The sequence below is a fragment of the Mesorhizobium sp. M7A.F.Ca.MR.362.00.0.0 genome, assembly GCF_004023175.1.
Classification (GTDB): Bacteria; Pseudomonadota; Alphaproteobacteria; order Rhizobiales; family Rhizobiaceae; genus Mesorhizobium.
On record NZ_RZTF01000527.1, the window covers coordinates 1 to 3,657 of the forward strand.

At 60.5% G+C, this 3,657-nt stretch carries 3 protein-coding genes; all 3 read left to right on the forward strand.

Annotation, left to right across the window (positions count from 1 at the left end):
- Nucleotides 1-459: 459 nt before the first annotated feature.
- Entirely contained in the window at nt 460-831 is a 372-nt protein-coding gene (gene rpsL / locus EOC06_RS34450) for a 30S ribosomal protein S12 (protein WP_006333356.1), read from the forward strand.
- 76 nt (nt 832-907) lie between these two features.
- Nucleotides 908-1,378 carry a 30S ribosomal protein S7 gene (gene rpsG, locus EOC06_RS34455; protein ID WP_008875664.1) on the forward strand — a complete coding sequence of 157 codons (471 nt, stop codon included), beginning with the start codon at nt 908-910 and terminating at the stop codon, nt 1,376-1,378.
- 29 nt (nt 1,379-1,407) lie between these two features.
- The gene (fusA, locus tag EOC06_RS34460; protein WP_027027748.1) at nt 1,408-3,498 is read left to right on the forward strand and encodes an elongation factor G; all 2,091 of its coding nucleotides are present in this window, start codon (nt 1,408-1,410) and stop codon (nt 3,496-3,498) included.
- Nucleotides 3,499-3,657: the final 159 nt, after the last annotated feature.

The following is a 3,657-nucleotide window of genomic DNA, read 5'->3' on the forward strand; positions in this document are numbered from 1 at the left end:
GGTTTTGACTGCTCATGCGGCCTTTTCGCATGAAGCAAGGCCGCGCAACAGCGCAAACCCATTCACTTTGCCTGAAGGCTTGTCACTTTCTTCCTCGCTCTTGCAAAAATGCGAAAGAAAATTACATGCGGTTTTCGCATGGCTGCCAAGCCTTGGTCGGCGCGCAATATTTAGTGCTCCGGGCTTGACGGTCCGCGGTCTTACGAGTAGAAGCCGCCCAGTCAGAACCGATGTGAGGCTCTCCCTTCCGAAGCGACACGCTTTGGAGTTTGCCTCAAACAGGGTTCGTTTTACGAGCGAAAAGACATTTCCGGCGTGCACGAAGCGGCTTCCGCTTCCTCTGCCTTTTGTTCGGGCAAGACCGCGAGGCGCGGTTTATGGCCCGAATTTGCGTATGGAAATGACGCTTTGAGCGGCCCTGACCGGGCGAGACACGGAATTGAGAGACAAGAGGGTTTAATGCCTACCGTCAACCAGCTGATCCGCAAGCCGCGCATTGCGCCGGTGAAGCGCAACAAGGTCCCGGCCATGCAGCAGAACCCGCAGAAGCGGGGCGTCTGCACGCGCGTCTATACAACGACGCCGAAGAAGCCGAACTCGGCGCTGCGCAAGGTGGCCAAGATCCGCCTGACCAATGGTTTTGAAGTGATCGGGTACATCCCCGGCGAAGGCCACAACCTTCAGGAACACTCCGTGGTGATGATCCGCGGCGGCCGCGTCAAGGATCTTCCGGGCGTTCGCTACCACATCATCCGCGGCGTGCTCGACACGCAGGGTGTGAAGAACCGCAAGCAGCGCCGTTCGAAGTACGGCGCCAAGCGTCCGAAGTAAGGGGCGTCCGAAGTAAGATTTTCCGGCCTTGGCGCTCCTTGGGTGCGTCGGGTTATGAGATTGAGAGACAAAAGCCATGTCGCGTCGTCACAGTGCAGAAAAGCGTGAGATCAATCCGGACCCGAAGTTCGGCGATCTGATCGTCACCAAGTTCATGAACGCCGTCATGTATGACGGCAAGAAGTCGGTCGCCGAGACCATCGTCTACGGCGCGCTCGACCAGGTTCAGTCGAAGACCAAGCAGGAGCCGGTCACCGTCTTCCATCAGGCGCTCGACAATGTCGCGCCTCATGTTGAAGTGCGTTCGCGTCGTGTCGGTGGCGCCACCTACCAGGTTCCGGTTGATGTGCGCCCCGAGCGCCGCCAGGCATTGGCCATTCGCTGGCTGATCGCTGCGGCCCGCAATCGCAATGAGACCACGATGGTCGACCGCCTCTCCGGCGAGCTGATGGACGCGGCCAACAACCGCGGCACGGCTGTCAAGAAGCGTGAAGACACCCACAAGATGGCTGAAGCCAACCGCGCTTTCGCGCACTACCGCTGGTAAAGCGCGAACGAGACTGAGAGGCAGCTACGATGGCCCGCGAATACAAAATCGAAGACTACCGCAATTTCGGTATCATGGCGCATATTGACGCCGGCAAGACGACGACCACCGAGCGCGTCCTCTACTACACGGGCAAGTCGCACAAGATCGGCGAAGTCCACGACGGCGCTGCCACCATGGATTGGATGGAGCAGGAGCAGGAGCGCGGCATCACGATCACCTCCGCCGCGACCACGACCTTCTGGAAGGCTCGTGACGGCAAGATGCACCGCTTCAACATCATCGACACCCCCGGCCACGTCGACTTCACCATCGAAGTCGAGCGTTCGCTGCGCGTGCTCGACGGCGCCATCGCGCTGCTCGATGCCAATGCCGGCGTTGAGCCGCAGACCGAGACCGTCTGGCGCCAGGCCGACAAGTACCGCGTTCCGCGCATGATCTTCTGCAACAAGATGGACAAGATCGGCGCCGACTTCTACCGCTCGGTCGAGATGATCGGTTCGCGCCTCGGCGCGCATGCCGTTGTCATGCAGCTGCCGATTGGCGCCGAGACCGAGTTCAAGGGCGTCGTCGACCTCGTCGAGATGAACGCGCTTGTCTGGCGCGACGAGACACTGGGCGCTGCCTGGGATGTCGTCGAGATCCCGGACGACCTCAAGGCTCGTGCCGAAGAATACCGCGAGAAGATGATCGAGGCCGCCGTCGAAATGGACGAGACGGCGCTCGAGAATTACCTCGAAGGCAAGATGCCGTCGAATGACGAGATCCGCGCGCTGATCCGCAAGGGCACCATCGCGGTCAAGTTCTACCCGATGTTCTGTGGCTCGGCCTTTAAGAACAAGGGCGTGCAGCCGCTGCTCGACGCCGTCGTCGAATATCTGCCGTCGCCGGCCGATGTTCCCGCCATCAAGGGTGTCGATGCCAAGACCGACGCCGAGATCGAGCGTCACGCCGACGACAACGAGCCTCTGTCGATGCTCGCCTTCAAGATCATGAACGACCCGTTCGTCGGTTCGCTGACCTTTGCCCGCATCTATTCGGGCAGGCTCACCAAGGGCATCTCGGTCGACAACACCGTGAAAGGCAAGAAAGAGCGCATCGGCCGCATGCTGCAGATGCATGCGAACTCGCGCGCCGACGTCGAAGAGGCTTTTGCCGGCGACATCGTTGCTCTTGCCGGTCTCAAGGACACGACCACCGGCGACACGCTGAGCGATCCGCTGCATCCGGTCATTCTCGAGCGCATGGAATTCCCCGATCCGGTCATCCAGATCGCCATCGAGCCGAAGACCAAGAACGACCAGGAAAAGATGGGCCTCGCCCTTCACCGCCTGGCCGCCGAGGATCCGTCCTTCCGTGTCAAGACCGACGAGGAAAGCGGCCAGACCATCATTTCCGGCATGGGCGAACTTCACCTGGACATCATCGTCGACCGTATGCGTCGCGAGTTCAAGGTCGAGGCCAATGTCGGCGCACCGCAGGTGGCTTATCGCGAGACGATCACCCGCAGGCACGAGCAGGACTACACGCACAAGAAGCAGACCGGCGGTACCGGTCAGTTCGCTCGCGTCAAGATCGTCTTCGAGCCGAACCCGGACAGCAGCGAGTTCGAGTTCGAGACCAAGATCGTCGGCGGCGCCGTGCCGAAGGAATACATCCCCGGTGTCGAAAAGGGCATCAACAGCGTCATGACCTCGGGTCCGTTCGCGGGCTTCCCGATGATCGGCGTCAAGGCGACGCTGATCGACGGCGCTTACCACGATGTCGACTCCAGCGTTCTGGCCTTCGAAATCGCCGGCCGCGCCTGCTTCCGTGAAGCCGCACCCAAGCTTGGCGTGCAGCTGCTCGAGCCGATCATGAAGGTCGAAGTGGTGACGCCGGAAGATTACGTCGGCAGCGTCATCGGCGATCTGAACGGTCGTCGTGGCCAGATCCAGGGCCAGGAAGCGCGCGGCGTCGCCGTCGTCATCAACGCGATGGTGCCGCTCGCCAACATGTTCAAGTATGTCGACAACCTGCGCTCGATGAGCCAGGGCCGTGCGGCCTACACCATGCAGTTCGATCACTATGAGCCGGTTCCGACCGCAGTGGCTCAGGAAGTCCAGAAGAAATACGCCTAAGGGTTTCTTAGCCACCGGGTCGCGCTCCTTGCGCGGTGCCGGATCTGAAGAGCGAATAACAATTTCCCCTTAGCGGGTAGAATAGACGGAGAACGATTATGGCCAAAGGTAAATTCGAGCGTAACAAGCCTCACGTGAACATCGGCACGATTGGCCACG